General features: G+C 62.8%; 24 protein-coding genes. 14 read left to right on the top strand and 10 right to left on the bottom strand.

The window, feature by feature from the left end; all coding sequences use genetic code 11:
* Window positions 1-107: 107 nt before the first annotated feature.
* Complete coding sequence (hisN, locus tag ACI3KW_RS19820; protein WP_404849521.1) at window positions 108-893, top strand: histidinol-phosphatase; 786 nt, start codon at window positions 108-110, stop codon at window positions 891-893.
* Window positions 894-933: 40 nt separating this feature from the next.
* Here the strand turns inward: hisN and ACI3KW_RS19825 are convergent, their stop codons facing one another.
* Window positions 934-1,908: an alpha/beta fold hydrolase gene (locus ACI3KW_RS19825; protein ID WP_404849522.1), complete on the bottom strand. Its 975-nt coding sequence runs from the start codon at window positions 1,906-1,908 to the stop codon at window positions 934-936.
* A 546-nt stretch (window positions 1,909-2,454) separates the two neighbouring features.
* Between ACI3KW_RS19825 and ACI3KW_RS19830 the strand changes: the two genes are divergently transcribed.
* Window positions 2,455-2,910 carry an Hsp20 family protein gene (locus ACI3KW_RS19830; protein WP_113123691.1) on the top strand — a complete coding sequence of 152 codons (456 nt, stop codon included), beginning with the start codon at window positions 2,455-2,457 and terminating at the stop codon, window positions 2,908-2,910.
* A 236-nt stretch (window positions 2,911-3,146) separates the two neighbouring features.
* Here the strand turns inward: ACI3KW_RS19830 and ACI3KW_RS19835 are convergent, their stop codons facing one another.
* Window positions 3,147-4,733, bottom strand: coding sequence for an L-aspartate oxidase (locus ACI3KW_RS19835; protein WP_404849523.1), 1,587 nt, complete (start codon window positions 4,731-4,733; stop codon window positions 3,147-3,149).
* Between the two features lie 76 nt (window positions 4,734-4,809).
* Here ACI3KW_RS19835 and ACI3KW_RS19840 point away from each other — a divergent pair, with 76 nt between their 5' ends.
* Window positions 4,810-5,262 (top strand): hypothetical protein, encoded by a 453-nt coding sequence (locus ACI3KW_RS19840; RefSeq protein ID WP_404849524.1) that lies wholly within the window; start codon window positions 4,810-4,812, stop codon window positions 5,260-5,262.
* Here the strand turns inward: ACI3KW_RS19840 and nadA are convergent.
* The gene (nadA, locus tag ACI3KW_RS19845; protein ID WP_404849525.1) at window positions 5,259-6,326 is read right to left on the bottom strand and encodes a quinolinate synthase NadA; all 1,068 of its coding nucleotides are present in this window, start codon (window positions 6,324-6,326) and stop codon (window positions 5,259-5,261) included. The two genes, ACI3KW_RS19840 and nadA, sit on opposite strands and share 4 nt — an antisense overlap.
* A gap of 122 nt (window positions 6,327-6,448) precedes the next feature.
* Here nadA and eda point away from each other — a divergent pair, with 122 nt between their 5' ends.
* The 7 genes from eda (at window position 6,449) to ACI3KW_RS19880 (ending at window position 11,865) form a co-directional block, all read left to right on the top strand.
* Entirely contained in the window at window positions 6,449-7,084 is a 636-nt protein-coding gene (eda, locus tag ACI3KW_RS19850) for a bifunctional 4-hydroxy-2-oxoglutarate aldolase/2-dehydro-3-deoxy-phosphogluconate aldolase (protein WP_113123687.1), read from the top strand.
* A 4-nt stretch (window positions 7,085-7,088) separates the two neighbouring features.
* Entirely contained in the window at window positions 7,089-7,457 is a 369-nt protein-coding gene (locus ACI3KW_RS19855; protein WP_404849526.1) for a winged helix-turn-helix domain-containing protein, read from the top strand.
* A gap of 65 nt (window positions 7,458-7,522) precedes the next feature.
* Entirely contained in the window at window positions 7,523-8,254 is a 732-nt protein-coding gene (gene modA / locus ACI3KW_RS19860; RefSeq protein WP_404849527.1) for a molybdate ABC transporter substrate-binding protein, read from the top strand.
* 14 nt (window positions 8,255-8,268) lie between these two features.
* A complete protein-coding gene (modB, locus tag ACI3KW_RS19865; RefSeq protein ID WP_404849528.1) occupies window positions 8,269-8,949 on the top strand; it encodes a molybdate ABC transporter permease subunit in 681 nt (226 codons plus the stop codon).
* Between the two features lie 76 nt (window positions 8,950-9,025).
* On the top strand, window positions 9,026-10,018 hold the full coding sequence (locus tag ACI3KW_RS19870) for an SPFH domain-containing protein (protein ID WP_404849529.1): 993 nt from the start codon (window positions 9,026-9,028) through the stop codon (window positions 10,016-10,018).
* Between the two features lie 9 nt (window positions 10,019-10,027).
* The gene (locus ACI3KW_RS19875; RefSeq protein ID WP_404849530.1) at window positions 10,028-10,480 is read left to right on the top strand and encodes an NfeD family protein; all 453 of its coding nucleotides are present in this window, start codon (window positions 10,028-10,030) and stop codon (window positions 10,478-10,480) included.
* A gap of 95 nt (window positions 10,481-10,575) precedes the next feature.
* Window positions 10,576-11,865: an outer membrane beta-barrel protein gene (locus ACI3KW_RS19880; RefSeq protein ID WP_404849531.1), complete on the top strand. Its 1,290-nt coding sequence runs from the start codon at window positions 10,576-10,578 to the stop codon at window positions 11,863-11,865.
* 63 nt (window positions 11,866-11,928) lie between these two features.
* Here ACI3KW_RS19880 and galU read toward each other — a convergent pair whose 3' ends face one another.
* Window positions 11,929-12,813, bottom strand: coding sequence for a UTP--glucose-1-phosphate uridylyltransferase GalU (gene galU / locus ACI3KW_RS19885; protein ID WP_404849532.1), 885 nt, complete (start codon window positions 12,811-12,813; stop codon window positions 11,929-11,931).
* A 96-nt stretch (window positions 12,814-12,909) separates the two neighbouring features.
* On the opposite strand from galU, the gene galE reads away from it, so the two are divergent.
* The 3 genes from galE (at window position 12,910) to ACI3KW_RS19900 (ending at window position 16,337) form a co-directional block, all read left to right on the top strand.
* Entirely contained in the window at window positions 12,910-13,896 is a 987-nt protein-coding gene (galE, locus tag ACI3KW_RS19890) for a UDP-glucose 4-epimerase GalE (RefSeq protein WP_404849533.1), read from the top strand.
* Between the two features lie 4 nt (window positions 13,897-13,900).
* Window positions 13,901-15,106, top strand: coding sequence for a lytic murein transglycosylase (locus ACI3KW_RS19895; protein WP_404849534.1), 1,206 nt, complete (start codon window positions 13,901-13,903; stop codon window positions 15,104-15,106).
* 70 nt (window positions 15,107-15,176) lie between these two features.
* The gene (locus ACI3KW_RS19900) at window positions 15,177-16,337 is read left to right on the top strand and encodes a DUF459 domain-containing protein (RefSeq protein ID WP_404849535.1); all 1,161 of its coding nucleotides are present in this window, start codon (window positions 15,177-15,179) and stop codon (window positions 16,335-16,337) included.
* A 57-nt stretch (window positions 16,338-16,394) separates the two neighbouring features.
* On the opposite strand, the gene ACI3KW_RS19905 is transcribed toward ACI3KW_RS19900, so the two are convergent.
* From ACI3KW_RS19905 to ACI3KW_RS19930, 6 genes are all read right to left on the bottom strand, one after another.
* Window positions 16,395-17,822: a glutamate synthase subunit beta gene (locus ACI3KW_RS19905; RefSeq protein ID WP_404849536.1), complete on the bottom strand. Its 1,428-nt coding sequence runs from the start codon at window positions 17,820-17,822 to the stop codon at window positions 16,395-16,397.
* Between the two features lie 9 nt (window positions 17,823-17,831).
* Window positions 17,832-18,431, bottom strand: coding sequence for a glutathione S-transferase family protein (locus ACI3KW_RS19910; protein WP_404849584.1), 600 nt, complete (start codon window positions 18,429-18,431; stop codon window positions 17,832-17,834).
* A 109-nt stretch (window positions 18,432-18,540) separates the two neighbouring features.
* Complete coding sequence (gltB, locus tag ACI3KW_RS19915; protein ID WP_404849537.1) at window positions 18,541-23,283, bottom strand: glutamate synthase large subunit; 4,743 nt, start codon at window positions 23,281-23,283, stop codon at window positions 18,541-18,543.
* A 418-nt stretch (window positions 23,284-23,701) separates the two neighbouring features.
* Window positions 23,702-24,250: a dihydrofolate reductase gene (locus ACI3KW_RS19920; RefSeq protein WP_404849538.1), complete on the bottom strand. Its 549-nt coding sequence runs from the start codon at window positions 24,248-24,250 to the stop codon at window positions 23,702-23,704.
* Between the two features lie 75 nt (window positions 24,251-24,325).
* Complete coding sequence (dps, locus tag ACI3KW_RS19925; RefSeq protein WP_404849539.1) at window positions 24,326-24,802, bottom strand: DNA starvation/stationary phase protection protein Dps; 477 nt, start codon at window positions 24,800-24,802, stop codon at window positions 24,326-24,328.
* Between the two features lie 77 nt (window positions 24,803-24,879).
* Complete coding sequence (locus ACI3KW_RS19930) at window positions 24,880-25,830, bottom strand: carbohydrate kinase (protein WP_404849540.1); 951 nt, start codon at window positions 25,828-25,830, stop codon at window positions 24,880-24,882.
* A gap of 203 nt (window positions 25,831-26,033) precedes the next feature.
* Between ACI3KW_RS19930 and ACI3KW_RS19935 the strand changes: the two genes are divergently transcribed.
* The gene (locus tag ACI3KW_RS19935; protein ID WP_113123895.1) at window positions 26,034-26,426 is read left to right on the top strand and encodes a hypothetical protein; all 393 of its coding nucleotides are present in this window, start codon (window positions 26,034-26,036) and stop codon (window positions 26,424-26,426) included.
* Window positions 26,427-26,444 lie beyond the last annotated feature (18 nt).

Raw genomic sequence — 26,444 nt, forward strand, 5'->3', positions numbered from 1 at the left:
CCGTTTGCTTCCTCTTTTCACCCCCACCGTGCTACCACCGCCCCCAATCCCTCAGTAGACCTCATGGTGAGCTTGTCGAACCACGGGGTCGCGCCCCGGACCCATCCATGCCCCTCGACCTCGCTAAAATCGAAGCCACCCTGCTCGCCGCCGCCGACGCCGCCGCGACATGCACGCTGCCGCTATTCCGCACATCGCTGGCCGTGGACAATAAGCTCAGCCAAGGCTTCGACCCCGTCACCGAGGCCGACAAATCAGCCGAAACCGCCATCCGCGCCGTCATCGCCGAGGCATTCCCCGATCACGCCATTATCGGGGAAGAATGGGGCACCTCGGGCAACAGCGAATATTGCTGGATCATCGACCCGGTCGATGGCACCCGTTCCTTCATTTCCGGCGCCCCCGTCTGGGGCACGCTGATCGGCTTTGCCCATAATGGCGTCGCCATTGCCGGCCTGATGAGCCAACCCTTCATTGGCGAAACCTTCCTCGCCGTGCCCGGCCGCGCCACCTATCGCCGCGCCGGCGCAGCCCAGCCCATCCGCACCAGCGGCCAGACCGAACTGGCCCAATCTCGTGTTTTCACCACCACGCCGAACCTGTTCCTCGGCGAACACTGGCCCAAATGGCAGGCCATGGAATCAGCCACCCGCCTGCAACGCTTCGGCATGGATTGCTACGGCTATGCCCTGCTCGCCGCCGGCCACGCGGACCTCGTCATCGAGCCCTCCCTCAACACCTATGACATCGCAGCCCTCATTCCCATCATCCGGCAAGCCGGCGGCGCCATCGCCTGCTGGGACGGCAGCGAACCCACCGGCGGCGGCGACGTGGTGGCAGCCGCCACTCCCGAGCTTCTGAAAAAAGCGCTGGAATTGATCAACGCGGCCTGAGGGGCACGACCTCGTCCAGCCTGATGCCAACGGCCGAAACCTAAACCGTCAAATCCGTGATGAAGGCGTCGAACGCGGCCAGAACCTGCCCGCGGATCGTGTCGTTTTCCATGAACAATTCGTGCCGCGCACCGCCCACCAGCAGATGGTGGCCCGTGCGCATGCGCAGCCCCAACCGCTCAATTGCGGCCGTTGACACCACTTCGTCCCGCGCTGCCGCCAGCATCAGGACCGGGATTTTGATCTGCCCCGGAAAATCGTCCCGGCCCGCCTTCGCCATCGCCCCCATGGCCGCCGCCGCCCAGCGAATGGTGGGCGATCCGGTCTCCAACCCCGGCTGCGCCTTGAGCGCGTCGATCATCCGCATATAGCGCAGCATGTCTGAGGTCAGCGGATTACCCGGAAAGGTCAGTTCGCTTGCCGGCCTGTCCGCCCGGCGCCGCACCGGCAGCCGCCCAAGGCCCACAAAGCTCAGCGTCTCGGTCAGCCGCGCCATGCCCGCCATGCTCAGTGGCTGGTTGTCCAGCGCCAGCATGGGCGCCGACAGGAACATGCGCTCGAACATCATGCGGTCGCGCGTGCCGGCATTGAGGCACACCAGCCCGCCCATGGAATGGCCCACCAGATAATAGGGCGGCGGGCAATCGGGCAGCAGAATCTGCCCATGAAAGCTCTTGAGGTCGGTCCAGTAATCATCGAACCGGTCGACATAACCCAGGCCCCGATTGCCGATCAGCCGCTCCGAGCCACCCTGCCCGCGCCAATCGAAGGTCGCCACGGCAAAGCCCCGCTTGCGGAAATCCGCAACCGTCTCGAAATACTTTTCGATGAATTCGGCCCGCCCCTGCACCAGACAAATCGTGCCCCGCGGCGCGCCCTGCCCCTTGGGCCAGATCGCATAACGCAGCCGCACCTTGTCCTCAGTGGCAAAATACCCCGCCCGCACCCCCTCGGGCACCGGATTGGACGCAATATTGACCAGCTCGGGTCCATCGGGATCGACAGTAATGGTCATGGAGAAAACGTCGCTTTTCGGTCTGGGTACCGGCTCTACCCTATCCGAAAATTGGTATGGGAAGCGTTATGCCCGCCACGGGGCATTTCCGCATTATCCGACCGTCATTGCTAACCCACAATGTCATTCCCGCGCAGGCGGAAACCTCCGTTTGCGATATCGCAGCAGGAGCCGGGCAGGCCGTCAAAAGCAGAAAGGCACCCAGAAAAAAAGAAGACCAGCGGCCTGGTGGGGGACGCTGGTCTCTTTTTTTAGGTGCGGTCCATGCGGGGGGCGGATGATGGACCGCGGGGCGTATCCAAGATGTCTCCTGAACACGAGATAAGCTTTACGCCCCCCTGCCTGAACCAAACCGGACGGGCCCGTTCATTTTCGGTTCATAATTCATTCAGCTTCGGGGCTCTTGAACCATTTCGCCCTCTCCCTACATCTTGTTGGCCCGCCGGAAATCCGGGGGCCCCGACCTGCCGATCATGCGTTCGCCTAATGCTGGGGACGCTTGTGCAGACCACCGGGAGATCCACGTTGCTCACAGGAGAATGTGACATGCAGACCATCGATTTTTCCCCCTTCTACCGTTCCACGGTCGGCTTTGACCGTCTGTTCAACCGCCTCGATACCCTGAGCGGCCAGGAAACCAAGACCTACCCGCCCTACAATATCGAGCGCACCGGCGAAGATGCCTATCGCATCTCCATCGCCGTGGCCGGTTTCTCCAATGGCGACATCGCCATCGAAACCAAGGAGAACAGCCTCGTGGTCAAGGGCGCCAAGCCCCAGGAGAGCGCCGAGAAGGCCCGTGAATTCCTCCATCGCGGCATTGCCGAGCGCGCCTTCGAGCTGCGCTTCCAGCTGGCCGATTATGTCGAGGTTCAGGGCGCCACGCTCGAAAACGGCCTGCTCCATCTCGAACTGAAGCGCGAATTGCCCGAAAGCAAAAAGCCGCGCCAGATCGCGATCAACGGCGCCGCCGCCTCCATTGAGGACAAGTCCGTCAACTAATCGCCTCCTCCCGAGACGAGAAAAAGCGCGGTCCGCAAGGGCCGCGCTTTTTTGCGTTCGGGACTGCCGGCCTAGGACCAATCGACATTCACTCAGGTTGAGCCGAACCGAAGGTCCGCGCCAGCGAATATGGTGGTGTTCGAGAACCGGAGCGCAGCGTACTTTTGGGTACGTGAGCACCGGAAGCGCGGAAAACCTCCATTTGCAGGCCAGCATCAGTTGAATGTCGATTGGTCCTAAGCGCCGGACCGGATTTCCAGCGCCTCTTCCAGCGTCATCGTGGTGTGGTGCTCCCAGCTTTCATTGGTCTGGGGATAGTCGGTGCGGAAATGACCGCCCCGGCTTTCGGTGCGCTTGAGGGCGGCAGCGGCGACCATGGTGGCCGAGGTGGTCATGTTGAGATAGGCGCGGGTGACGTGCTCGGCATTGGCCTCGAGCGTGGCGATGGCGCGCAGAGCCTGTTTGAGGCCCTCGGCATTGCGCTCGACTCCAACCAGATCTGTCATGATATGGCGCAATTGCTGCACGGCAGGCAGGTTGCGCAGCACCTGTTCGGCCTTTTCGCCTTCGGCTTCATCCCATTCGATGCCCTTGAACGGGGCGAGCGAGCGGACGGGTTCGAGCCCGCCAATATCCTCGGCAATGCGGGCGCCATAGACGGTGGCTTCGAGCAGGGAATTGGACGCTAGGCGATTGGCGCCATGCAGGCCCGTGCAGCTGGCTTCGCCACAGACCCACAGGCCCGGCAGCGAGGAGCGGCCGCGTTCATCAACCTTGACGCCGCCCATGTGGAAATGCGCCGCGGGCGTCACCGGGATCATGCCCGCGACCGGATCGATGCCGGCATCGAGGCAATATTTGGCCACGGTGGGGAAACGGGTGAGGATGGCCTCGCCCAGCACTTTGCGGGTGTCAAGGAACACCTTTCGGCCCGCTTGAATCTGCCGGAAATTGGCGCGGGCGACGATGTCGCGCGGGGCGAGTTCCGCATCAGGATGGATGGCGGGCATGAAGCGCTCGCCCAGATCATTGACCAGGATTGCCCCTTCCCCACGCAAAGCCTCGGTGGCCAATGGGGCCGGATCGGCGCCGGTGGCGATGGCGGTGGGGTGGAATTGCACGAATTCGGCGTCGGCGATCAATGCCCCCGCGCGAGCCGCCATGCCCATGGCGTGGCCACGCACGCCCGGCGGATTGGTGGTGACGGCATAGAGCCCGCCCAGCCCCCCAGCGGCGAGGATGGTGGCACGGGCACGGATGAAGACGGGCTCGGAATAGCGGTCGCCCAGCTTGCGGCAGAAGACGCCGACAATGCGGCCATTGTCCCGCGCCAGGCTCAGCGCGGTAATGCCTTCGACGACGCGGATCGAGGGGGTGCGGCGCACTTCGGCAATCAGCGCCTGCATGATGGCCCAGCCGGCGCGGTCGCCCTCGACCTTGACGATGCGATTGGCCGAGTGCGCGGCTTCGCGGCCCAAGGCGAAATTGCCGAAATCATCGCGGTCAAAGGGCGTGCCCCAGCGGGCTAGATCCTCGATGCGCGCGGCGGCTTCCGCGGTGACGCTTTCGGCCGTGCCATGGTCGACAATGCCGGCGCCGGCCATTTCGGTATCGACCGCATGGGCGTGCGAACTGTCGCCCTTACCGACGGCGGCCGCGACACCCCCTTGTGCCCAGGCCGAGGAGGCCCCGGTGCCAAGTGGCTTGGGCGAGAGCACAGTCACCGGCCGGGGGGCCAGCTTGAGTGCGGTGAACAGACCCGCAAGACCGGCGCCGACGATGAGCGCGCCATCGGCGTTAAGCGTGTTGTCGAAGGTGGTCATGCCGGGCTCCGCCCTGTTCTCAAGATACGTATTTTTGCCTAAGGTCAGGTCCGTAGCAGGGCTGGGACCGCGACAGATGGCAAGTTCGGATAAGGAAAATGCGTTCGGTGAATTCGCCCAGCAGGGTTTTGCCGCTGCTCCGTCTCTGGATGCCTATGAATCTGTCTATCGGCTGGTGCTGACCGCGTATAGCTACCGCTGCGCATTGACTGGCGAGCAATTCCAGCCCGATATCGGTCTCATTCACCCCCATCTCGAAGTCATCGCCATCCGTCCGCGCGATGCCGGCGGGCCGCTGCAGATCAACAACTACCTGGCCCTCGAAGAACACGCGGCCCGCGCTTTCCGGGACGGACTGTTTCTCGTCGAAGACGATTACGCCGTCGTCGTCCCCAACCCCGATGCCTTGCCCCGCGCGCTCGCCATCCGCCTGCACACCAGCGGGCGCCTCGTGGTGCCTGTCGAGCCCCTGTTCCAGCCGAGCCCCGCCCATCTGGCGTTCCATCGGCGCAGCGTGCTCGGCGCTTAGTCGCCTTTCCGGCTCATCTCGATCATGCGTTCCACCGCCAGCCGCGCTGGGGGAATGATGTCGAGAGGAACAGTGACTTCTTCGGTCATGGTGTGGAGCGACCAGAGCACGTTTTCGAGGTTAATCCGCTTCATATGCGGGCAGATATTGCAGCCGCGCAGGAAATCGACGCCGGTGGTTTCGCTGGCCACATTATCCGACATCGAGCATTCGGTGACCATGACGACGCGGGCCGGGCGTTCGGTCTTGACCCAATCGATCATGGCGGCGGTGGAGCCGGCAAAGTCCACCGCGTCGATCACTTCGGGCGGACATTCGGGATGGGCGATGATCTTGGCCGTGGGATAGGCGTGGCGCAATTCGGCAATGTCATCGGCGGTGAAGGTTTCGTGCACTTCGCAGGCGCCGGCCCAGGTGATGATTTTCTTATGCGTCTTTTTGGCGGTGTTCTGCGCCAGATACTGATCGGGGATCATGATCACCGTGTCGCCCTCGACGCGATTGACGATGTCGAGCGCGTTCGACGAGGTGCAGCACACATCGGTCACCGCTTTTACGGCGGCGGAGGTGTTGACATAGGTCACCACCGGCACGCCGGGATACATGGCGCGCATGGCCATGACATCCTCGACGGTGATGGAGGAGGCGAGCGAGCAGCCGGCGCGGCTATCGGGGATCAGCACGGTCTTGCTCGGGTTGAGCAGCTTTGAGGTCTCGGCCATGAAGTGCACGCCGCATTGCACGATGACCGATTGGGTCACCTTGGTGGCTTCAATGGCCAATTGCAGGCTATCGCCCACGATGTCGGCGACGCCGTGATAGATTTGCGGGGTCTGGTAATTATGCGCCAGAATGACCGCATCCTTTTCCTTCTTGAGCCGGTTGATCTCGAAAATCAGCGGGGCATAGAAGGGCCATTCAATGGCGGGGATCTTGTCCTTGACGCGATCAAACACGCTTTCCGTGGCCTGCTCGATGGCTTTGGAAAACTTGAGATCGAAATTCTGGGCCAGAATGGCGCGCGCTTCGTCCAGCGGCGTTGTAGCGTTGATCGTCTGAACCATACTGGCCTCCCAATGGTGGGGCGGAACCTAGGGATTATTTGACGGCTTTTCAATGAACGGGGTTGCGGGAATTTTTCCATGCGCCTAACCGTTCCTCAACGTTCCCCTCGAGAGGCCGAGCCATGCCGCAAGACGCGTCCGCCATCCGTTCCATCCTGTCGCTGGCGCCGGTCGTGCCGGTGATCATTCTTGATGACGTGTCCCAGGCGCGGCCCTTAGCCGAAGCCCTGGTGGCAGGCGGGTTGCCGATATTGGAAGTCACCCTGCGCACCCCCAATGCGCTCAAGGTGATGGAAGAAATGGCCAAGGTGACCGGCGCCATTGTCGGCTCGGGCACGGTGCGCAATGCCACCCATATGAAGCAATCGGTTGATGCCGGGTGCCGCTTCATGGTGTCGCCGGGGATTTCCCCACGCATTCTCGACGCCGCCGACGATATCGGCATTCCCCTGCTCCCCGGCATTGCCACGCCCAGCGAAGCCATGACGGCGGCCGAGCGCGGCTATAGCTTCCTCAAATTCTTCCCGGCCGAAGCCAATGGCGGCGCCCCGGTGCTCAAGGCTTTTGCCTCGCCCCTGCCCGATATCACCTTCTGCCCCACGGGCGGCATCGATCCCGCCAAGGCCAAGATTTACCTCGGCCTGTCCAACGTGATCTGCGTCGGCGGCAGCTGGATCATGCCGGGTGATGCGCTGGCGGCCAATGATTTTGCGCGGATTGAAGCGCTGGCGCGTGAGGCTGCCGCGCTGCGGGGGTAGACCCATGGCCGACGTGCCCGAAGACGGCCTCAGCCATCTGCGCGTCACACTCAGCGAAACGGCCTATCTGGGGCCGGGCCGGGCGGATCTCTTGGAACTGATAGGCAGCACCGGGTCCATCTCGGCGGCCGGCAAGGCTATGGGGATGAGCTATAAGCGGGCCTGGGGGCTGGTGCAGGCGCTCAATGAGGGCTTTGGCATTGTGCTTGTCGAATCCAGCCGCGGCGGGGCGACGCAGGGCGGGGCGCAATTGACCCAGGCCGGACGGGCCGTGCTGGGGCATTATCGCCAGATGCAGGAGCGGACGCGGGCGGCGATTGCCGGCAATGTCGTGGCGCTGCGCGCCATGCTCGATATGGCGCCGCGGAAATAACGCTTGCGGGCAGGCCTTGGCTTTGCCAAAACCGATATGGTTTTTAGAACATATCGGAGCTGTCGATGAAACGCGTTTTCCTGGGCACACTTCTGGCCGGATTGCTGGCCACCACGGCGGCTTACGCCGACAGTGCCAGCGTGGCTGTCGCCGCTAATTTCACCAAGGTTGCCGAGGAACTGGCGGCGCTGTTCAAGGCCGAGACCGGGCATGATCTGGTGCTCAGCTTCGGGGCAACCGGGCAGCTTTATACGCAGATCACCCAGGGCGCCCCGTTCGAAATCCTGCTGGCGGCCGATGATGAGCGGCCCACCAAGGTGGTAGCGGATGGGTTCGGCGTGGATGGCACGGTCTTCACCTATGCCATCGGCACGCTGGCGCTCTATTCGACCTCGATCGACGTGACCGACGGGGAAGCCGCGCTCAAAGGACCGTTTGACAAGCTCGCCATCGCCGATCCCGAGGCTGCGCCCTATGGCCGTGCGGCGGTGGAAGCGCTGACGGCGCTGGGGATTTATGATGCCGTGCAGCCCAAGATCGTGACCGGCGAGAATATCAGCCAGACGCTGCAATTTGTCGTAAGCGGCAATGCGGAACTGGGCTTTGTCGCCGCCAGCCAGGTAGTGGGCAAGCAAGGCGTGTGGATCGTGCAGGCCGAGCTTTATGAGCCGATCCGGCAGGACGCAGTACTGCTCAAGACCGGCGAAGCCAATCCGGCAGCGACGGCGTTCATTGATTTCCTCAAGAGCGACAAGGCCGTGGCCGTGATAAAAGCCGCAGGCTACACCGTCGAATAAACGGAGCCGACAGGATGAGCCTTGCCGAAATCTGGCAGCCCGTCAGCCTGACGCTGAGCCTAGCGGCCATCAATACGCTCATCCTGCTATTGGCGGGCACCCCGATTGCCTGGTGGCTGGCGCGCAGCCAGAGCCGGTATCGCGAACTGGTGGGGGCGGTGGTGTCCATGCCGCTGGTGCTGCCGCCGACCGTGCTCGGGTTTTATCTGCTCCTGGCGCTCGGGCCCAATGGGCCGGGCGGCTGGATTGCTGGGCTCTGGGGCGGGCGCACGCTGGCTTTTTCGTTTACGGGCCTCGTCATCGGCTCATTCTTTTATTCCCTGCCCTTCATGATCCAGCCGCTGCGCAACGCCTTTGCCGCCATCGGCAATGAGCCGCTGGAAGCCGCATCGAGCCTGGGGGCCAGCAATGGGCAACGCTTCTGGCGCGTAGTGCTGCCGCTGGCGCGGCCGGGCTACATTACCGGCGCGGTGATGACCTTTGCCCATACGGTGGGCGAATTCGGCGTCGTGCTGATGATCGGCGGCAATATTCCGGGCCAGACCAAGGTGATCGCTATTGCGCTCTACGACTATGTCGAGCGGCTGCAATGGGGCAACGCCCACGTGCTGGCGCTGGGCATGGTCATCTTTGCCTTTGTGGTCATCGCGGTGACGCTAACTGTCGACCGGCGACTGAATACGCCCATGCCATGAGCCCTGCCGGAACAGATTGCCCAAAGGGGCGCGCCTGCATAATGTCGCCGCCATGAAGAATAAGGGAGAATCGCTGATGGAAATCACCAACGGCTTTGCGCTGGATGGGCTCAGCATCACGCTGATCGGCCTGGGCATTCTGGCGCTGCTGGTCTTGTTTGCCGGGGCCAAGACGGTGCCGCAGGGTTTTAATTACACCATCGAGCGGTTCGGCAAATATACCCGCACCCTCAGGCCCGGCCTCAATCTGATCGTGCCGTTCATCGATACGGTGGGCAAAAAGATCAATGTGATGGAGCAGGTGCTCGACGTTCCCCACCAGGAAGTCATCACCCGTGACAATGCCTCGATCACGGCCAATGGCGTGACCTTCTACCAGATTCTGGACGCGGCTGCCGCCGCCTACGAAATCTCGGGGCTCGAAAACGCCATTCTCAACCTCACCATGACCAATATCCGTACGGTGATGGGCTCGATGGACCTTGATGAGCTGCTCAGCCATCGCGACGAAATCAATGAGCGCCTGCTGCGCGTGGTCGATACGGCCGTGTCGCCCTGGGGCATCAAGATCACCCGTATCGAAATCAAGGACATCGATCCCCCCAAGGATCTGGTGGATTCCATGGGTCGGCAGATGAAGGCCGAGCGCGAAAAGCGTGCGGCGATCCTTGAAGCCGAAGGGCGCCGCCAATCGGCGATCCTGCAGGCCGAAGGCGCCAAGCAGGCGCAGGTTCTGGAAGCGGAGGGCCGCAAGGAAGCCGCGTTCCGCGACGCCGAGGCGCGCGAGCGTTCGGCCGAGGCTGAAGCGCGGGCAACCCAGATGGTGAGCGACGCCATTGCCGGGGGCAATGTGCAGGCCATCAACTATTTCGTGGCCAATAATTACATCAAGGCGCTCGAAGCCATCGCCACTTCGCCCAACCAGAAAATCCTGATGCTGCCGGTGGAAGCCTCCAGCGTGATCGGGGCGATTGGCGGCATTGCCGAAATCGCCAAGGAGACTTTTGGCGGCGGCGCTCCGGCGGCGGCGCGACCGAGCCGCCCGCCGTCGACGGGTTCCTCGCAATAGGAGGCTTAGATGCAGGTCGTGCAGTTCATTGCCGACTATGGCCCCTGGTCCTGGATCGTTGCCGGGCTGATCCTGCTGGCGCTTGAGCTGGTCGTGCCCGGCGGGTTTCTGCTGTGGATGGGGGTGTCTGGGCTGATTGTGGGCCTGCTCACCCTGTTCCAGCCGATCGGCTGGCCGCTGCAATGGCTGATCTTCGGGGCGTTGTCGCTGGTGACGATCTTCCTGTGGACCCGCTGGAGCCGTGGTCGCGAAACGGCTAATGACAGCCCCTATCTCAACCGCCGGGCCGATCGCTATACCGGCCAGGAAGCCGTGCTGGAGCAGCCCATTGCGGGCGGCTTCGGGCGGATCGTGTTGGGCGATTCGGTGTGGCGCGTCGCCGGACCGGACCTGCCCGTGGGGACCCGGGTACGGATTGTCGGCAGCGATGGCGCCGTGCTCAAGGTCGAGCCCATTTCCTAAGGGCGGCAGCAAACTTTCGTTAACCATAAGATGAAAGGATTGGGTAAGGCCCGGATTTCATCGTCGCGGGCTGATTTCAGCTGGCGGAGCGGACCTTGCCCTGGCGCATACGGCAATCGGGACAATGGGCCGGCGCTTTTGCGCTTGGCCTTGCCTGCCTTGTCGAGCCGGCCATGGCCGGTTCCGAGCGTCCCGCTGGGGACGGCTCCGGCACCGACAATCAGCGGCTGTTGCCGGATATCTATCCCGCTGCCGGCCCGGTATTGGCCGATGGCAGCGGCGTTCCCGAGCCCTATGATCCATTCTTCGACGTCGATTGGTCGGTGGCGCTGCGTGGCACCTATACCCAGAGCGCCGAACGAGAGCGCTTCGACACGCGGCTGGTCCCCAGCGTAACGCTGAACCATGTGGGCTCCCGCTCGGCCATTGGCCTCGATGCGGAAGCCGAAGTGACCCGGCCCGATGACGGGCAGATCGATGTTACCGCCTTGCGGCTCAACCTGTCGGGCGATTACGCGCTTGATCGGGAAACCCTTGCCTCGGCCGATGCCAATTTCTCCCTCACGCAGGACCTGCCCGGTATGCCGGGCGTCGCCAGCAATATCGCCGACCCGCCACAGCGCATTTCCGGCGGCGTCGAGCTGGGCGTGACCCGCAAGTTCGGCCGCTTCAATCTGGGCGTGACCGGGGCCGTGCAGCGCAGCGTCTATGGGGAAACCGGCCTCGTGGATGGCAGCGTGATCGACAATGCCGATCGCGCCGTCTGGGCGCTGGATTCCGGCTTGCGGCTGGGCTTCCAGGTGACGCCGATCTTTGAAGTCTTCGGCCGTGCGGGTCTGGGCCGGGACATGTTCGACCATCCTTCCTCGGTCCTGCTGCTCAAGACCGATGCCAATGAAGCCAGTATCGAGGCCGGCGTCACCGGGCGCTGGAGCAGCGTCTGGCAGGCCACGGCCTCGACCGGTCTCAACCTGCGCCGCTTCGACGAGGCGAGCCTGGGCGAGGTGGTCACTCATCTCTACAACGCCAGCGTCACCTTCACCCCCGACGAGCGCTGGAGCGCGACCGGTACGCTATCGACCAGCGTCGAGCCGCCCGGTCCTACGTCAGCTGGCACCACCGCGGTGCGCTATGCAGCAAGCGGCGAAATCGGTTATGCGGTCAATTCCTGGCTGGCGCTCCGCGCCTCCGCCGATTGGAGCACGACGCGTTACGAGGGCAGTCCCGAGACCAAAGATGGCAACGGCTATGGCCTGGGTGCCGATTATCAGCTCGGCCCGCATACGACGGTGTCGGCCGATTACGATTTTTCCCATAGCGACAGCACCACGGAGGGCGTCGAAGACAGCCACCGCATCATGGTCGGGCTGACCGTCTCGCGCTGATTTGTCGCAGGGATGTGCCTGGGGATTTGGCGGCGGCCCGGTCGTGAGACCGGGCCAGTCTGCCTAGAAATGAGCGCCCAGATCGAGCTTCTGCAATTCCTTGAGGAAGCCGTCGCGGATGTCGTTGCGGTCCAGCGCATAAACCACATTGGCGGTCAGAAAGCCGATCTTGGAGCCGCAGTCAAAGCTCTTGCCCTGATATTTGACGCCGGTGAAGGGCTGGGTATGCATCAGGGTCTGCATGGCATCGGTAAGCTGGATTTCCCCGCCGGCGCCCTTGGGCTGGTCGGCCAGCAGCGAGAACACCTCGGGCTGCAGGATGTAACGGCCCGAAATGATGAGGTTGGACGGGGCCTCTTCTACCTTGGGCTTTTCCACCATGCCGGTGACGCGGAAGCCATTGTCCTCGCCTTCGCCCCGGGCGATCACGCCATAGGAGGAAACTTCGGCCGGCGGTACTTCCTCGACGGCGATGACATTGCCGCCGGTTTCTTCATAGGCATCCATCATCTGGCGCAGCACGCCCGGCTCGCCCTTGAACAGCATGTCGGGCAGCAGCAGGGCGAAGGGATTGTCGCCCACGATATCACGAGCGCACCACACGGCGTGGCCCAGGCCCAAAGGCTCTTGCTGGCGGGTGAAGCTGGTGCGGCCGGCCGAGGGCAGGTCCTTGCGCAACTCACTGAGCGCATTGTTTTTACCGCGAACCTCGAGCGTGGTCTCCAGCTCGAACTGGCGATCGAAATGGTCCTCGATGACGCCCTTGTTGCGGCCGGTGACGAAGACGAAGTGCTCGATACCAGCCTCGCGTGCCTCATCGACCGCATACTGGATCAGTGGGCGGTCCACTACCGTCAACATTTCCTTGGGCATTGCCTTGGTGGCCGGCAGGAACCGGGTGCCGAGGCCTGCGACAGGAAACACGGCCGTTCTTACGCGCTTTGGCAAATCGGGAACTCCATTTGAGTGGCAGGGGTAAAGCTATCTCAAGACATGCAGTATATCATCAGGGCAAAATTGCGTTCTCAAGACAGGAGTTACGGTATGACGGTACTGGTTACGGGCGGCGCTGGCTATATCGGCAGCCATATGGTGCTCAACCTCACCGACGCCGGGGAAGACGTGGTGGTGCTGGACAATCTGGTCACCGGTTTCGACTGGGCGATCGATGGCAGGGCCAAATTCGTCCAGGGCAATGCCGGCGATATCGACTTCGTGCTGAAGCTGATCGAAACCCACAGGATCACCGAGATCGTGCATTTTGCCGGCTCCATTGTGGTCCCCGAATCGGTTGCCGATCCGCTAAAATATTACGGCAATAATACTGCCACTTCTCGCAATCTGATCGAAGCGGCCGTCAAGGGCGGGGTCAAGCATTTCATTTTCTCCTCGACCGCTGCCGTCTATGGCATGACCGGTCTGGCGCCCGTGGTGGAGACCACTCCGCTCAACCCGATGTCGCCTTATGGCCGCTCCAAGCTGATGACAGAATGGATGCTATCCGACGTGGCGGCAGCGCACCCCATGACCTATGGCGTGCTGCGCTATTTCAATGTGGCCGGCGCCGATCCGGGCAAGCGCAGCGGGCAATCAACGCCTTTGGCCACCCACCTGATCAAGGTGGCGTGCCAGACGGCGTTGGGCCAGCGCGCCAAGATGGATATTTTCGGCACCGATTACGAAACGCCGGATGGCACCTGCGTGCGCGACTATATCCACGTCACCGACCTGATCGCGGCCCATGCGCTGCTGCTCAAGCATTTGCGTGGCGGTGGCGACAGCACCACGCTCAATTGCGCCTATGGGCAGGGCTATTCGGTGCGCCAGGTGGTCGATACGGTCAAAGCCGTGTCGGGTGTCGATTTTCTGGCCGAGGAAGGCCCGCGCCGGCCGGGTGATCCGGCCTCGATCACCGCGACTGGCGAGAAGGTGCGCTCGCTCCTCGGCTGGGTGCCCAAGCATGATGATCTCAATGAAATCGTTCAGTCGGCCTATGATTGGGAGCGGCATCTGATGGTGAGAAATAGGTAAGCCCATGGTTCGCCCGATCGGGCTGTTTTTGCTGCTGATGGTCGCCTCCGTTCAGGCGCAGCCGGTCGAGAGCTTTGCTAGCTTCATCGCCAATTTCCGCGCCAAGGCTCTGGCAGCGGGGGTGAGCGCGGCCACCTATGATGCGGCCATGACGGGGCTGACGCCGGACCCGCGCGTGCCGGATCTGGTCACCAGCCAGCCCGAATTCACCACGCCGATGTGGGACTATATCGAGGGAAGGGTGACCGCGGGGCGGATCGAGCGGGGCAAGGCGGCACTGGCACGCAATGCCGACCTCTTCAGCAGTGTCGGGCAGCGCTACGGCGTTGATCCCTATGTGCTGGGTGCCATCTGGGGCATGGAAACCGATTATGGCACCGTGCTGGGCAATGCCAGCCTGATCCGGCCTATCGTGCGCTCGCTGGCGACGCTGGTGCATCAGCGGCGGACGCGGCTGGTGGAGGATGAGGCCGACCTGATCGGAGCGCTGCTTTTGGTGCAGCGTGGGCCGCTCGACGCATCCCATCTGGTGGGGTCCTGGGCGGGAGCCATCGGGCATTTGCAGGTCAATCCGAGCAACGTGGTGGCGCATGGCACCGACGGGGATGGCGATGGGCGGATCGACTTGCACAATTCGCTGGCCGATGCCCTGGCGACGTCAGCCAAGTTCCTGCGCGATCTGGGCTATCAGCCCGGGGTGGATTGGGGCTTTGAGGTCGTCTTGCCGGCGGGGTTTGATTATCTGCTGGCCGACCGGGAGCAGTTGCGACCCATCTCGTTCTTTGCCGAGCGTGGTGTAACTCGGGCCAATGGGCGGGCTTTTGCCGATGCGCGCACGCCCGTGTTTCTCTATGTGCCGGCGGGCAAGGAGGGCCCGAAATTCCTGATGACCGGGAATTATCTGGTGCTCAAAGGCTACAATTTCTCTGATAGCTACGCCATGAGCGTGGCGCATATGACCGACCGGCTCAAGGGCGTCGGCAGCTTTGTACAGGATTGGCCGCGCAGCACGGCGTTCCCGAATCTGGCGCAGCGTAAGGCCATTCAGCAGGCGTTGATCGATCTGGGGCTCTATCGCGGGGCGGTGGATGGGCGGATCGGGCCGATCAGCCAGGCGGCCTATGCGCGGTTCCAGGCGGCGCGGGGCGAGGTGGCCGATGGCTTCATCACCCGGGCGTCCTATGAAGCACTGGCGGCCGCGACGCGGTAACATTGGGGCGACAGGCGTGGTTTTGTCGCCCGGCTTTGCTAAAACAGCGCGAAAGATGCGTGAGACTGAAATGAAGCGGCTTGTTGTGGCAATCATGGTGGCTTTGCTCGTCCTGATCGACGTGGCGCCGGCCTTTGCCCAGAACGAGACGCTCGTGGTGGCTCAGCAACAGCGACGGCGGACTTTGTTTGACCTGCTGTTTGGCGATGACCAGCCGCAGGCGCCGGTGGAGCAGCCACGCCAACAGCCCCGCCAGCAACCGCGTTCGCAGCCGTCGGCACCGCGGGCCAGCCTGCCGCCGCCCAAGCCGCAGATCGAGAAGGCGGCTGACGCTACACGGCTGGCGGTGTTCGGGGATTCGCTGGCGGTGGACCTGGCCAAGGCGCTGGAGCGGTTCTATGCCGAGGACCCCAATCTGGTGGTAATCGGCCAGGGCGTGGGCTCGTCAGGCTTTGTGCGGGCCGATTATTTCGACTGGGACAAGGCGATTGGCGAGCAGATCGCCGCCGATAGTTTTGATCTCGCCGTGGTCATCATGGGGATCAACGACCGGCAGGATATCGGCTCCTATGCGGCGCTGAGCGAGCCATGGAATGCGGCTTATCAGGCGCGGATTGCTGATTTTCTGGGTCAATTACGGGCGGCGCGCAAGCCGGTGATCTGGGTGGGATTGCCGCCCATGGCCAAGGGCGATTATTCCACCGCGATGACCCAGATCAGCAATATCCAGAAACTGGCCAGTTTTTCCGGCGGCGCCGAATTCCTTGATATCTATGAGAGATTTCTGGGCGAGGACGGCAAATATTCCTCCTATGGGCCTGATGTCAGCGGGCAGAATGCGCTGATGCGCAAGGATGACGGCATCCATTTTTCGGCGGCTGGCGCGGATAAACTGGCATTCTACCTGAGCCAGACCATCCGCACCTTCTACCGCGGCAGCGGAGTGAGTGTGGCGGTGGGCGATCCGCTGCTGGGAACCGATGCGGCAGCGATGTTACGCCCGCCTTATCAAGGACTTGGGCAGATCCGGCTGCTCGAAGTGGCGGGGGCGGTGATCCCGCTGAGCCGGGCGCCGCAGCGGGCCGGGGAGTTGCTGACCGCGGCAGGCGCGCCTGCCGCACCGGCCTTTACGCTGGACGAATTGGTGGCCGCGCCGATCGGGCGGGTGGATGCATTTGGCGTGGGAATCGATCCAGCTGCAAACCAGGTCGAGAATGCCAGCGGGCGCTAAGTCCCAGTGATTACGGGGTTTTAGTCGAATGGGGCAGCCTTGGCTGCCCCATTGTTTTTAGCGCGGCAGGTCCGTCTTGCCCATCAGATCGAAGTCGATGGAGCGAGCAGCCTGGCGCCCTTCCCGGATCGCCCAGACGACCAGGGACTGGCCGCGGCGCATGTCGCCGGCGGCGTAGACCTTGGGCACCGTGGTCTTGTAGCTCAGCGTGTCGGCGAAGAGATTGCCGCGCTTGTCGAGCTGGGCGCCCAGTTCGGTCAGCATGCCTTCGTGGATCGGATGGGCGAAGCCGATGGCCAGCAGGACGAGGTCCGCTTTGATAATAAACTCAGTACCGGCAATGGGTTGGCGCTTGCGATCGACGCGGGCGCATTCGACGCCGGTGACCTGGCCCTTGGCATTGCCGATGATCTTCATCGTGCCGGCGGCGAATTCGCGGATGGCGCCTTCGGCCTGGCTGGACGAGGTACGCATCTTGACCGCCCAATTGGGCCAATTGGTCAATTTGTTCTCAAGCTCGGGCGGCTGGGCGCGCACGTCGAGCTGGGTCACGGCAATGGCGCCCTGCCGAAAAGACGTGCCAACACAGTCACTTGCGGTATCGCCACCACCGACAACGACGACATGCTTGCCGGCTGCCGTGAGCTGGATTTCTTCGCTGACATCCTCGCCGCCGAGCCGCCGATTCTGCTGCACGAGGAAGGGCATGGCGAAGTGCACGCCATTGAAATGGGTGCCTTCGGCATCGACATCGCGGGGCTTTTCCGAGCCGCCGGCGAGCAGCACCGCGTCGTGCTTCTGCTGCAAATCGGTTAGCGGACTGTTAACCCCGACATTGACACCATAGTGGAAAGTGACACCCTCGGCTTCCATTTGGCTGACGCGGAAGTCGATATGGTCCTTTTCCATCTTGAAGTCGGGAATGCCATAGCGCATCAGGCCACCGGCCTTGGGCTCGCGTTCATAGACATGAACATCGTGGCCGGCGCGGGCGAGTTGCTGAGCGGCCGCGAGCCCGGCGGGACCGGAGCCGACAATGGCGACCGACTTGCCGGTCTTGGCCTTGGGCAGCTGTGGCTTGACCCAGCCCGAGCGGATGGCGCGGTCGGCAATGGCCTGTTCCACCGTCTTGATGGCGACGGGCGTATCTTCGAGATTGAGCGTGCAGGCTTCCTCGCAGGGGGCGGGGCAGATGCGGCCGGTGAATTCGGGGAAATTGTTGGTCGAGTGCAGGTTGCGCGCCGCCTCTTCCCAATCGCCATTATAGACGAGGTCATTCCAGTCCGGGATCTGGTTGTTGACCGGGCAGCCAGTATCGCCATGGCAGAACGGAATGCCGCAATCCATGCAGCGCGCCGCCTGGTCGACCACGCGGCCTTCCGACATCGGCACGGTGAATTCGCCGAAATGGCGGATGCGATCGGACGCCGGTTCGTACCGGGGCTCTTCACGCTCGATCTCGAGGAAACCTGTTACCTTACCCATATCGTGCCCCTAATTCGCTGCCGTTACGGCAGGTAGTTCGAGTTCTTGTTCGCAGGCCGCAATCCAGCGCAACAGCGCGGGCCGCCCAGATAAATCAAAGCCGGCTTCGGGAGCCAGGCGGGTGTAGGCCAGCAGAGCAATGTCGGCAATGCTCATGGTGTTCCCGACCAGGAACGTGCTGCCGGCCAATGCCTGTTCCAGCCGGTCGAGCGCCTTGTTGGCGCGGGCCACCAGATCCGCATCGAGGGTCGCAAAGGTCTGGCCATTGTAGCGGATACGGGAGCGCGCCACCGCCACCGTCGGCTCGTGGCTATATTGTTCCCAGAACAGCCATTCGTCCACCTTGGCGGCCTCATAGGCATCACTGGGAATAAAGCGGGAGCCCAGCGCCAGATAGCGCAGGATGGCATTGGACTGCGCCAGCGGGCGTCCATCGTCGAGCACGACAACGGGCACCTGGCCAGCAGGGTTGAGCGCCAGAAATTCCGGCGTCGCCGTGGCGCCGGTCCTGGCGATGACATCGTGCCAGACATAGGGCTGGCCGATTGCGTCAGCGATGTACTTGACCTTGAGGCAATTGCCTGACGCAAGGTCGCCATAGATTTGCATCATCTTATTCTCTTCGCCCGGATGGGTTCCCGCTGGCGCGGGAAGGACCCGGTGGTTGAAACTGCTCTGGCGGTGGAACAGGGAGGTCATGACACCGACCTCCCCCATTCTATTCCGCCGCCGCCATGCCCATGGTGCCGCTGGCGCGCTTTTTTTCCATTTCGCGGATGGCGCGGCGATATTCGACCGGCATCACTTTCACGAATTTGGGGCGCATCTCGACCCAGTTGTCGAGGATGAACTTGGCGCGGGTCGAGCCGGTATAGTGCAGGTGGTTGGAGATGAGCTGGTGCAGGCGCTCGTCGTCGTGCCGGGTCATATCGCCGGAAATGTCGACGCGGCCGTGCCATTCGAGATCCCCACCGTGATGGTGGAGCTTCTGCATGAGGTTTTCTTCCTCGGGCACGGGCTCGAGATCGACCATGGCCAGGTTACACCGGTCACGGAAGGTCTCGTCTTCGTCGAGCACATAGGCCACGCCACCCGACATGCCGGCAGCGAAGTTGCGGCCGGTCTGGCCGATGACGACGACGACGCCGCCGGTCATATATTCGCAGCCATGATCGCCAGTGCCTTCGACGACCGCGACGGCGCCCGAGTTACGGACGGCGAAGCGTTCGCCGGCCACGCCACGGAAGTAGCACTCGCCCGCAATGGCGCCGTAGAGCACGGTATTGCCGACAATGATCGACTTTTCCGGCACGAAGGTGGCCTTGTCGGAGGGGCGCACGACGATGCGGCCGCCGCTCAGACCCTTGCCGACATAGTCATTGGCGTCGCCCACCATGTCGATGGAAATGCCGCGAGCCAGGAAGGCGCCGAAGGCCTGGCCGGCCGTGCCGGTCAGCTTGATCGAAATGGTGTCGTCCGGCAGGCCTTCATGACCATACTTGCGGGCCAGCGCACCCGACAGCATGGCGCCGGCCGAGCGATCGCGGCTGCGGATGGGCAGCTCGATCTGTACCGGGGTGCCATTGTCCAGAGCCGGCTGGGCCAGCTCGATCAGCTTGCGATCGAGCACGGCTTCCAGATGGTGGTTCTGGAACTCGGAGTGATAGAGCGTGTCCCCGCCAATCGGCTCGGGCTTGTAGAACAGCTTGGTGAAATCGACGCCTTCACTCTTCCAATGATCCTTGAGGCGCTTCTGATCGAGCAGGTCGGAACGGCCGACCAGGTCCTTGAGATTGCGCGCGCCCAACTCAGCCATGAGGCCACGCAGTTCTTCGGCGATGAAGAAGAAGTAGTTGATGACATGCTCGGGCGTGCCCTTGAAGCGCTTGCGCAGCACCGGGTCCTGGGTGGCGACGCCAACCGGGCAGGTGTTGAGATGGCACTTGCGCATCATGATGCAGCCGGCCGCGATCAGCGGCGCGGTCGAGAAGCCGAATTCGTCGGCGCCGAGCAGGGCGCCGATCAGCACGTCACGGCCGGTCTTGAGACCGCCATCGACCTGCAGCACGACGCGCGAACGCAGGCGGTTCAGCACCAGCGTCTGGTGGGTTTCAGCCAGGCCGATTTCCCACGGTCCGCCGGCATGCTTGAGCGAGGTCAAGGGCGAAGCGCCGGTGCCGCCATCATAGCCGGAGACGGTGATGTGGTCGGCACGGGCCTTGGCAACGCCGGCAGCAACAGTGCCGACGCCGACTTCGGAGACCAGCTTGACCGAGATATCGGCCTGCTCATTGACGTTCTTGAGATCGTAAATGAGCTGGGCGAGATCTTCGATGGAATAGATATCGTGATGCGGCGGCGGGCTGATCAGGCCCACGCCGGGGGTCGAATGGCGCGTCTTGGCGACGATCCAATCGACCTTGTGGCCGGGCAATTGGCCGCCTTCGCCGGGCTTGGCACCCTGCGCAACCTTGATCTGGAGGGCATCGGCATTGACCAGATATTCGGCGGTGACGCCGAAGCGGCCCGAGGCGATCTGCTTGATGGCAGAGCGGAGCGGGTTCTGGCTGCCATCGGGCAGCGGCTTATAGCGATCGGGTTCCTCGCCGCCTTCGCCGGTGTTCGACTTGCCGCCAATGCGGTTCATCGCCTGGGCAAGGGTGGTATGGGCTTCGCGCGAAATCGAGCCGAAGGACATGGCGCCGGTGACGAAGCGCTTGACGATATCGACTGCCGGTTCGACTTCCTCAAGCGGCACGGCCCCCCCGAGCGGCTTGATATCGAACAGGTTGCGAATGGCCAGGTAGCCGTTTTCGCCGGTGTTTACCCGTTCGGCAAAGCTGTTGTAGCGATCCTGCGCAGTTTCGGGGCTTTCATCCTTGGTGCGAACGGCGTGCTGCAGGTCCGCGACAACGTCGGGGCTCCAGGCATGCTTTTCGCCGCGGATGCGGTACATATATTCCCCGCCCACATCGAGCGCCTTGCGCAGCACCACATCGTCGCCAAAGGCATCGCGATGCCGGCGCACGGTTTCCTCGGCCACTTCGACCAAGCCCACGCCTTCAATGGTGGTGGCGGTGCCGAAGAAGAAGCGCTTGACGAAATCGGTCTTGAGACCGACCGCGTCGAAAATCTGCGCGCCGCAATAGGACTGGTAGGTGGAAATGCCCATCTTGGACATGACCTTGAGCAGGCCCTTACCGACCGACTTGATGTAGCGATAGACCACTTCGGAGGCATCGACCTCGGCCGGGAACTCGCCTTCGGCCTGGAGGGCCGCAAGCGCTTCGAAGGCGAGGTACGGGTTGATGGCTTCGGCGCCATAGCCGGCCAGCATGGCGAAATGGTGCATTTCGCGGGCTTCGCCGGTTTCGACGACCAGGCCCGAGGAGGTGCGCAACCCCTTGCGGATCAGGTGGTGATGCACGGCGGCCGTGGCCAGCAGCGCGGGAATGGCGATGCGGTCGGACGCGACGAGGCGATCGGAGAGCACAATGATATTGTACTCGCCGGCAATGGCGGCCTCGGCCTTTTCGCAAATGGCCGAGATAGCCGCTTCCATGCCCACCGCGCCCATATCGGCGGGATAGGTGATGTCGATCGTCTTGGTCTTGAACTGGTTGTCTTCCATGTCGCCAATGGCGCGGATCTTTTCGAGATCCTCATTGGTCAAAATGGGCTGACGAACTTCCAGCCGCTTCTGGTGCGACACGCCTTCCAGATCAAAAATGTTCGGACGCGGGCCGATGAAGCTCACCAGGCTCATCACCGATTCCTCGCGGATCGGATCGATGGGCGGATTGGTGACCTGGGCGAAGTTCTGCTTGAAATAGGTGTAGAGCAGCTTTGACTTATCGCTCAGCGCCGAGATGGGCGTATCGGTGCCCATCGAGCCGACGGCTTCCTGGCCGGTGGTGGCCATGGGAGCCATCAGCAGCTTGATGTCTTCCTGGGTATAGCCAAAGGCCTGCATGCGATCGAGCAGGCTTTCGCTGGTGACCGGAGCCTTGGGCTCGGTCTCGGGCAGGTCCTCGAGCACGATCTGGCTGCGGGCGAGCCATTCGGCATAGGGGTTCTTGGTGGCGAGGGTGCGCTTGATCTCCTCGTCGGAGATGATGCGGCCTTCCTCCAGATCAAGCAGCAGCATGCGGCCCGGCTGCAGGCGCCAGCGTTCGACAATGTCCTCGTCCGGGATATCCAGCACGCCGGATTCCGAGGCGAGCACAACATGGCCTTCGCGGGTCACGAGATAGCGGGCGGGGCGCAGCCCGTTCCGGTCCAGCGTGGCCACGACATAGCGGCCGTCCGATAGCGACATGGCAGCGGGGCCGTCCCACGGCTCCATCAGGGCAGCGTGATATTCGTAGAAAGCGCGCCGCGTGTCGTCCATCAGCGGGTTGCCGGCCCAGGCTTCGGGGATCAGCATCATGGCGGCGTGGGGCAGCGAATAGCCGCCGCGCACGAGGAATTCGAGCGCGTTGTCAAAGCAGGCCGTGTCGGACTGGCCTTCATAGGAGATGGGCCAGATCTTGGTGATGTCGTCGCCGAACAGCGGCGAGGACACCGAAGCCTGACGGGCCGCCATCCAGTTCACATTGCCCCGAATGGTGTTGATTTCACCATTATGGGTAGTCATGCGATAGGGATGGGCCAGCTTCCAGCTGGGGAAGGTGTTGGTCGAAAAACGCTGGTGTACCAGGGCAATGGCGGATTCAAAGCGCTCGTCGGACAGGTCCGGGAAGAAGGCCTTGAGCTGGAAGGCCAGAAACATGCCCTTATAGACCAGCGTGCGCGCCGACATGGAGACGACATAAAAGCCATTGTCGCCATCGCTTTCGGGAATGGCGGCATAGACGGTGTTGGAAATCACCTTGCGCACGATCAGCAGCTTGCGCTCGAACTCGTCCAGCGTCAGGCCGGCCGGGCGGGCAATCACCATCTGCTCGATGATCGGCTGGGTGGCGATGACGCCTTCACTGAGGGCCGAATTATCGGTGGGGACGACGCGTTCGCCCAGCAGCGTCAGGCCTTCGCGGGCCAGCACACCGCGCACGGCTTCGGCGCACTTGTCGCGCAGGGCGACAATGTTGGGATAGAACAGCATGGCCACGGCATAGTGGTGCTTTTCCGGCAGCGGGAAATCCAGCACCTGGCTGAAAAAGCCATGCGGAGTCTGCACCAGAATGCCGGCGCCGTCGCCCATCAGCGGATCGGCACCCACGGCGCCGCGATGTTCCAGGTTCTCGAGGATTTCGAGACCCTTTTCCACCACTTCATGGCTGGGCTTGTTCTTGATATTGGCGATCATGCCGATGCCGCAGCCATCATGTTCGTTGGCCGGATCGTAAAGACCCTGCGCCTCGGGACGACCAGTGACGGGGCGAGCATGCTCAATCAAGGTTTTGCGATTGGTGGCTTTGGTGGTGACCGGAGTAAGCTGTCCGTTCCGCGCGTGTGCCATATCGTTGTTCCTCGCTTGTTGATCGCGCCCGTTGCCGGGCTCTGTCGCTATGTCGTGTGCATCCTGATGGTGCCCGTTGGGGCTTATGGATGCGGTCTCGTCCTCTGGTGGGCGCAGTGTTCAGGCGGGTCGTACTACTACAGTACGGCTCGCATTGCCAAATACGTCCATGCGTGGGGAGCGGCGCTGCATCCAAATGGCCGCTCAATTCGGGTTGTATCTCAACCCCGCCTATCCGTTTCCGCTCACATGAAGCGGGCCAGCCGGACCAGCGTGCGTGCTGGCCGCGGAGAGCGGGGCGACGCGTCAGATAGGACAGTCGTGCTGCCCTAACAAGGTCACATTTGCATAATTCCAAACTGGCTGCAAGCGGATTTACAAAAGTCCTATAGGAGATTTCCAATCCAGCTATAGGAAATCATAGGAGTTCGCTATCCGGCAGGCGCCGCCAGCGGGTCAGCGTGACATTGGCCTCGGGGTCGAGCGCTTCGAAACTGACGGGGAAAAGCCCGCAATCCGCCAGCACGAGGCGGGGATGGCCGGTGCTGAAACAGGGCTGGCCATCGCGGATCAGCACCACATTGGATTCGGCCAGATCGAAGGCGGTGAAGCGCTCGCGGAACAGGTCGAACACCCCGGTAATGGCGATCGTCCCTTCGGCAATGCCCAGGGCGGTCAGCGCCGAATCGAAGGAGAGGCCCGCCGGGTTCCAGAAATGGGCATGCTTGTCGGCCGGATCGAGCGCCAGGTCGCCAACGGTGGAGGTAACCACCAGACGTTTGCGCCCCGGATTGGGATTGCGCTCGTGGCCCGGGCGGCCGAGGACGACCAGGCTCGCGCGATCAAGATGGGTCTGGAAGCGCTGCCAGTCGAGCGCGTTGCGCAATTCGGCCGGCATGGCGCCATCGGCCGTGGCGATCTTGCCATCGGCAGAGACAATGGCGTGGCCGACGATATCGTGAGGCAAGATTTCAGTCTCCTGGGCATGCGCCCAGGAAAGGTAGGGTGCAAGAGCGGTGGCGTAAAGGTGGCGGTGCCTGCCCTATTCCAGATGCGACTTGATGAACCAGAGATTTTTATCGAGGTCGCGGGAGAAGGCGGTGAGGATATCGGCCGCGTCGGCATCGCCGGCTTCGTCGGTGGCGTCGATATCCGCGCGGACCTGATTGGCAAGGGCGGCATAGCGGTCGGCCAGCGCCGCCAGATGGTCGGCGGTCTTGCGGATATCGGTGGGATAGGGCTCGAGCTTGCTGGCCTTGGCGACGACCTGGCTGGTGCCCAGGGCAATGCCATCGAGCTGGGCGATGCGCTCGGCAATGATGTCGACATGGGTGTCGATGCTGGCGCGCATCGGATCGAGCATTTCATGCACGGCGATGAAATTAGGCCCCTTGAGGTTCCAATGCGCCTGCTTGGTGATCAGCGCCAGATCGATGGCGTCGGCCAGCCTGCCATTGAGGATATCGATGATGGCGGATTTGGCATTGCTGGAAGCGAGCTTGATGGCGGGCGTTTTCATGCTGAGGTGTCCTTGAGGAGAAGCTGCTGCTTCAACTAGGGCGCGTGCCCGCAGGTTCCGTCCGGCGCTGAAGTCTTCTATGCCGCCAGCACCGCATCGACCTGCGCCCGGGTCGGGGGCTTGCAGCCCTGCTCGGCGCAATTGAGCCCGGCCACCACCGCGCCGAAACGCAGCGTGGTCGCCAAGGCCGCACTGTCGAGCTGCCTGAGCCTGCCCGGCTTGAGATCCCCCGCCTCGTGCAGCCAGGTCAAAATGCCGGCCATCAAACTATCGCCGGCGCCCACCGTGTCGCCAAAGAACGGCGGGGAATAGATATCGGCGCGGGCTTCGCCGGCAGCGGTAAAGGCGCGCGAGCCCTTTTCGCCCAGCGTCACCACCACCAGTTCGCAATTAGGCCGCGCCAGCAGATCGGCGGCATGCTGCTCGATGCTCTTTTCTGCGTCGAGTTCGGCCAGATCTTCCTCGGACACCTTCACCAGATGCGCCAGATCGAGGAATTGGCTGAGCCGCTGCTTATAGCCCTCGAAATCCTCCACCAAAGATGGCCGCACATTGGGGTCGATGGTGATCGTCGCGCCCCGGGCAATCGCCGCCTTGATCACCTGCAGCCAGATCGCCGCATCCTCGGGCAGGATCGGGCAGAAACCGCCGGTCTGGTAGACCTCGATCTGCTCGGGCAGCGCCGCGATCAGCCCCGCCTCGGTAAAGGCATGGTCGGCATTGCGGTAAAATTCATATTGCGCCTTGCGCTGCGCATCCAGCGTCACCACCGCCAATGTGGTCGGCGCGAACACCCGCTCCTTGAGCAGGGGCGTCACTCCGGCAGCATCCAGCGGCTCGAGCAGATAGGAGCCGAACCCGTCCTTGGAAATGGGGCACAAAAAACCCGTATCATTGCCCAGCTTGGAGAGCGCGATGGCGCAATTATAGGGCGAGCCGCCCTGATGGGCCTGCATGACGATGGATCCATCCGCCCCGCGCGGCTCGGACACCAGATCGATCAGGCTTTCGCCGCTCACCACGAACATAGATTTGACCTCCAGGCACCGGGCGCCCCGCTGGCGCGGAGCCAGCCAATATCATTTTTGCAGCTGCTGTCACCAGTGCGGCCCCGCCGTATTCGTCCAGCCGATAGAAATATTTTGGGTGCTGCGGATTAAACCGGGCCGAGCGGTGTTGTTGGGGTCGAGGGCCTTCAAGGAAAGACCCCGCAACTCGGAGGGAATACCAAATGAAACTTCGTTCTGTCCTGGCTGGCGCTGCCGTGCTGGCGCTGTTCGCCGCCCCCGCCTTTGCCGAAGACTATGTCGGCGGCGCCGTCAAATCCGCCGAGATCGGCGGCAAGACCGTGCTGACCGGCCCCAATGACATGACGCTCTATATCTTCGACAAGGACGCTCCCGGCGTCACCAATTGCTACGAGCAATGCGCCGTCAACTGGCCCCCGCTCATGGCGGATGCTTCGGCCAAGCCCGAAGGCGAATTCACCATTGTCGACCGCACCGATGGCTCCAAGATGTGGGCCTATAAGGGCTGGCCGCTGTATTATTGGAAGAGCGATGCCAAGCCGGGCGATATCACCGGTGACGGCGTCGGCGGCGTCTGGCATCTTGCCGTCGAATAAGGTTCTGGATTCCCGGCC

It is taken from the genome of Devosia sp. ZW T5_3 (genome assembly GCF_044987315.1).
In the GTDB taxonomy this organism is placed as follows: domain Bacteria; phylum Pseudomonadota; class Alphaproteobacteria; order Rhizobiales; family Devosiaceae; genus Devosia.

What these genes read in the sequence shown, in the direction of transcription:
- ACI3KW_RS19855 (WP_404849526.1), top strand. Translation starts at nt 7,089, where the DNA reads ATGGCCGACGTGCCCGAAGACGGCCTCAGCCATCTGCGCGTCACACTC.
- ACI3KW_RS19930 (WP_404849540.1), bottom strand. Translation starts at nt 25,830, where the DNA reads ATGTTCGTGGTGAGCGGCGAAAGCCTGATCGATCTGGTGTCCGAGCCG.
- ACI3KW_RS19825 (WP_404849522.1), bottom strand. Translation starts at nt 1,908, where the DNA reads ATGACCATTACTGTCGATCCCGATGGACCCGAGCTGGTCAATATTGCG.
- ACI3KW_RS19830 (WP_113123691.1), top strand. Translation starts at nt 2,455, where the DNA reads ATGCAGACCATCGATTTTTCCCCCTTCTACCGTTCCACGGTCGGCTTT.
- ACI3KW_RS19870 (WP_404849529.1), top strand. Translation starts at nt 9,026, where the DNA reads ATGGAAATCACCAACGGCTTTGCGCTGGATGGGCTCAGCATCACGCTG.
- hisN (WP_404849521.1), top strand. Translation starts at nt 108, where the DNA reads ATGCCCCTCGACCTCGCTAAAATCGAAGCCACCCTGCTCGCCGCCGCC.
- ACI3KW_RS19910 (WP_404849584.1), bottom strand. Translation starts at nt 18,431, where the DNA reads ATGCAAATCTATGGCGACCTTGCGTCAGGCAATTGCCTCAAGGTCAAG.
- ACI3KW_RS19935 (WP_113123895.1), top strand. Translation starts at nt 26,034, where the DNA reads ATGAAACTTCGTTCTGTCCTGGCTGGCGCTGCCGTGCTGGCGCTGTTC.
- eda (WP_113123687.1), top strand. Translation starts at nt 6,449, where the DNA reads ATGCCGCAAGACGCGTCCGCCATCCGTTCCATCCTGTCGCTGGCGCCG.
- ACI3KW_RS19840 (WP_404849524.1), top strand. Translation starts at nt 4,810, where the DNA reads ATGGCAAGTTCGGATAAGGAAAATGCGTTCGGTGAATTCGCCCAGCAG.
- ACI3KW_RS19895 (WP_404849534.1), top strand. Translation starts at nt 13,901, where the DNA reads ATGGTTCGCCCGATCGGGCTGTTTTTGCTGCTGATGGTCGCCTCCGTT.
- nadA (WP_404849525.1), bottom strand. Translation starts at nt 6,326, where the DNA reads ATGGTTCAGACGATCAACGCTACAACGCCGCTGGACGAAGCGCGCGCC.
- ACI3KW_RS19835 (WP_404849523.1), bottom strand. Translation starts at nt 4,733, where the DNA reads ATGACCACCTTCGACAACACGCTTAACGCCGATGGCGCGCTCATCGTC.
- modA (WP_404849527.1), top strand. Translation starts at nt 7,523, where the DNA reads ATGAAACGCGTTTTCCTGGGCACACTTCTGGCCGGATTGCTGGCCACC.
- galE (WP_404849533.1), top strand. Translation starts at nt 12,910, where the DNA reads ATGACGGTACTGGTTACGGGCGGCGCTGGCTATATCGGCAGCCATATG.
- modB (WP_404849528.1), top strand. Translation starts at nt 8,269, where the DNA reads ATGAGCCTTGCCGAAATCTGGCAGCCCGTCAGCCTGACGCTGAGCCTA.
- ACI3KW_RS19900 (WP_404849535.1), top strand. Translation starts at nt 15,177, where the DNA reads ATGAAGCGGCTTGTTGTGGCAATCATGGTGGCTTTGCTCGTCCTGATC.
- ACI3KW_RS19905 (WP_404849536.1), bottom strand. Translation starts at nt 17,822, where the DNA reads ATGGGTAAGGTAACAGGTTTCCTCGAGATCGAGCGTGAAGAGCCCCGG.
- gltB (WP_404849537.1), bottom strand. Translation starts at nt 23,283, where the DNA reads ATGGCACACGCGCGGAACGGACAGCTTACTCCGGTCACCACCAAAGCC.
- dps (WP_404849539.1), bottom strand. Translation starts at nt 24,802, where the DNA reads ATGAAAACGCCCGCCATCAAGCTCGCTTCCAGCAATGCCAAATCCGCC.
- ACI3KW_RS19875 (WP_404849530.1), top strand. Translation starts at nt 10,028, where the DNA reads ATGCAGGTCGTGCAGTTCATTGCCGACTATGGCCCCTGGTCCTGGATC.